2 protein-coding genes and 1 pseudogene are annotated in these 3,697 nt (G+C 70.8%); all 3 read right to left on the reverse strand.

From position 1 onward, the window contains the following. A pseudogene (locus DD1DGNOD_RS21195) lies at positions 1-974 on the reverse strand (phosphoketolase); the annotation flags it as partial. Positions 975-984: 10 nt separating this feature from the next. Then, on the reverse strand, positions 985-1,713 hold the full coding sequence (thyX, locus tag DD1DGNOD_RS21200; protein ID WP_131770910.1) for an FAD-dependent thymidylate synthase: 729 nt from the start codon (positions 1,711-1,713) through the stop codon (positions 985-987). A gap of 176 nt (positions 1,714-1,889) precedes the next feature. Beyond that, positions 1,890-3,697 (reverse strand): hypothetical protein (locus DD1DGNOD_RS21205; protein WP_241255883.1); only part of this gene is annotated, 1,808 nt, incomplete at its 5' end.

The raw sequence follows: 3,697 nt of genomic DNA on the forward strand, positions 1-3,697 counted from the left end.
TGGTGTGATCGCCACGTGCCCTCGACCTGCGCGCCGTCGATGACGCTCGGGCCGGTCCAGCCCTTCGGGGTACGAAGGACGATCATGGGCCACAGTGGGCGGGCCGGGTCGCCGTGCACCCGCGCCTGCTGCTGGATCCGGGTGATCTCGGCGACGACGGTGTCGAGGACAGCGGCGAACTGCTGATGGACCTGTTCGGGATTGTCCCCGGTGACGTGGAACGGCTGGTACCCGTACCCGCGCATCAGCTGGTCGAGCTCGGTCTGCGGAATACGCGCGAGCACGGCCGGCTGAGCGATCTTGTAGCCGTTCAGGTGCAGGATCGGCAGGACCGCGCCGTCCCGGACCGGGTCGAGGAACTTGTTCGAGTGCCAGCTTGTCGCCAACGGCCCGGTCTCGGCCTCACCGTCCCCGACGACCGCGCAGACCAGCAGGTCCGGATTGTCGAACGCGGCACCGAAGGCATGGGTGAGGGCGTAGCCCAGCTCCCCGCCCTCGTGGATCGAGCCGGGAATCTCCGGCGCCACGTGGCTGGGGATACCACCGGGAAAGGAGAACTGGCGGAACAGCCTGCGCAGCCCGGCGGCGTCCTGGGTGATGGAGGGGTAGACGTCGGAGTACGTACCCTCCAGGTAGGCGTTCGCGACAATGCCGGGACCGCCGTGACCCGGGCCGATGACGTAGATCGCGTTGAGGTCGTTCGTTTTGATCACACGGTTCATGTGCGCGTAGATCAGGTTGAGTCCCGGCGTCGTGCCCCAGTGGCCGAGTAGTCGGGGTTTGACATGGTCGGTCCGCAGAGGCTCCCGCAGCAGGGGATTGTCGAGCAGATAGATCTGGCCGACAGCCAGATAGTTCGCCGCCCGCCAGTAGGCGTGGATACGCCGCAGCTCCTCCGGCGACAGCGGCCCCCCGGCACCCGACGTCGTCTGCTCGGCGACATTCTTCTCGGCGACATTGACAACGCTGGTCATATGCTCCACCTCAATGCGCTACCGGGCTCGACGCAACCTCGGTTCCGTCGTCCAGGGTGATCACCTGGAAGTCGCTGAAGACATTCGGCGCGAGTCGCTGGAGCTCACGCAGCGCCGCGACCGCCAGCGCACGGATCTCGACATCCGCCGCCTCGCTCGCGCGCATCGCGATGAAGTGACGCCATGCCCGGTAGTTGCCGGTTACCACGATTCGGGTCTCGGTGGCGTTGGGCAGCACCGAACGGGCGGCCTGCCGGGCAAGCTTACGCTGGGAGATCGGTGCCGCCACGTCAGCGAAACGCTTCTCCAGCCCCTCGAGGAGCTTTCCGTACGCCTCCAGCGACGCGGCGGTGGCCTCGGTGAACAGCTCGTGCAGCTGCGGGTCCTCGGCGATGACGTCGGGCTCGATCACGACGGCGTCCCGCTCCGGTACGTAACGCTGGGAAAGCTGACTGTAGGAGAAGTGCCGGTGACGCACCAGCTCGTGGGTCAGGCTCCGGGAGACCTCGGTGATGTACATGGTCACCGTCCCGTGCTCGAGCACGGACAGATGCCCGACGTCGAGGATGTGACGCAGATAGCCGGCGTTCGTGGCCGTGGCGGAGTTCGGCTTCGACCAGCTCTGGTAGCAGGCCCGACCGGCGAACTCCGCAAGCGCCTGGCCACCGTCGGCATCGGTGGTCCAGTCGACGTCGTCCGGCGGTGTGAACTGCGTCTGAGCAATGATCTGGACGCGCATGCTCATACGGTAACCTGCGGCCAACCGCCCAGGACGGGACCTATGACACCGATCCGCCGTCCCGGTGACAGTAACGCACTGTGACGATCGCAGGCAGCGCCCGATCGTGGTAGACCAACAACGACGGTCATCCCCCAGTCGATCGTCCCTGGCGGCCGGGGGTCTCCCGCCTCCCGTCAACCCCCGGCCGCCCACAGGCGGGCAGATGGTGCGCAGGTGCTGGCAACCACCAGCCGGCCACCGTCGCGCAGACAACCGAACACCGCAAGGTGCAGCGGCCGTTCGGCCGGTACCGGGACGCCACCGTCCACTTCGTATCTCGCGTTGGTGACCTTACGGCAACGCGCCGCCGGATCGTCCACCGCGCGAGCCGGCGCGTCGTTGCGCCAGACGACCATCATCTCGGTGCAGCCCGGCGGCCAGGTCCAGCGCAGCAGGTCACCGGCCAGATACAGGCCGGTCGCGGGCGCGAGGCGGTCCGCGGCGGTCGGGACGGGAGCGGCGTCGTCCCGGGCGGGGTCGCCAGGGGCGGGGTTGCACCGGGCCGGGGCGGACCACACCCCGGCACGACCGGCGAGCACCTCATAGGCCGGAATCGGCGCGTCCGGGCCGACCCCGCCGTCCTCGATACTCGTGACCTGGGTGACTCCGACCGCGCGGGACGCGCCGTCCGGCCCGATCCGCAACACGCGGTACTCGATCGTTCCCACGGACGGCGACGGCTGCCAGGTGACGGCCACCGCGCGACCGGCTCGCCGTGTCCGCACCCGCGCGGGTGGCGCCACCCCGGCGGCGGCAAGAGCGTCGCGCGCACCCTGATGGTCGGCAACGATCTCCAGCGCCTGCAGCAGCAGGCTTTCCCGATGCGCACCGTGGCTGCGGCCGGCGGCGGCGACCGCGTCGTCGGCGCGCGCGAGCTGCTCGCGGACCATCGCGATCCCCTCGGTGACGCTGCGCCCACCGGGACCGGGCACGTCAACGGCGTCGCGGGCGAGCTCGTCGAGCAGCTGACCGGCGGTCCACAGGCGACAGCCGGACAGCGCCGCCTCGACCTGCTGCCAGAGCGACCCAGCCGCGAGAATCACCTGTTCGACCTCGTCTGCGACAGCCCGAATCGCGGGCAACAGCTCCCCGGCCCGCTCCCGGGCGTCGGCGACCCACTCATGGGCCTCGACCGGACAACCCGCACGCAACGCGGCGCGAGCCTTCGCCAGCGGTTCCAGCCACTGCGCGGCCCGGGGCGGCGTCGGCAGCGGGACACCGGGCGACGACGGGACACCGGGCGACGGGACATCAGACGACGGAGCAGGCAGGGCCTGGACGGGGATGTCCGGCACGTCGACGCCGTGCTCGCGGGCGAGCTCGGCGAGCACCGCCCGGGCCCGGCCCCGGTCAAGCCCGTACTGCTCGGCCTCGGTGAGGAAGGCCGTGTAGTGCCGCGGGGTGAGGGCGTCCTCGACCAGTACCGCCGCCGCGACCGCGGGCCGCAGCCGTGCGGTCACGTCAGCCGCCAGGGCGTCCAGGTAGACACTCGGATCGGCGTCGATGAGCAGGGCCGTGACCGCGGCCAGCAGGTCGTCCACGAGTGCCCGCCGGCGATCCGGGCGGCGTTCGCGGTTGCGGGCGGCAAAGGCGTCCCGGGCCTGGCGGATCTCGGTCCGGCCGGTGTCCGGGGGCAGGCCGAGCAGGGCGAACAGGCTCGTCGGCGGGGTTTCCCCGGACAGGCTGCCGAGCTCGTCGAGGTCGGCGCGTACCTGCCGGAGCAGGTCGGTGTCAATGGCGGGACGCTCGTCGCGCGCCGGCGTCCCGGCGGGCAGCACCTTGTAACGCCGCACCCGCAGGGCGAACGTGTCGGCGTCGACACCGTGCTCGGCGGCCAGCCGCCGCAGGCCGGCGAGCTTGTCCTCGGGCAGGCCGCCGAATCGCTGGACCAGCCGGGCCACGGCAGCGTCGAGATCGGCGAAGCGCTGCCCGTCCCGAGTGT

The organism is Candidatus Protofrankia californiensis (genome assembly GCF_900634765.1).
GTDB classification, from domain to species: domain Bacteria; phylum Actinomycetota; class Actinomycetes; order Frankiales; family Frankiaceae; genus Protofrankia; species Protofrankia californiensis.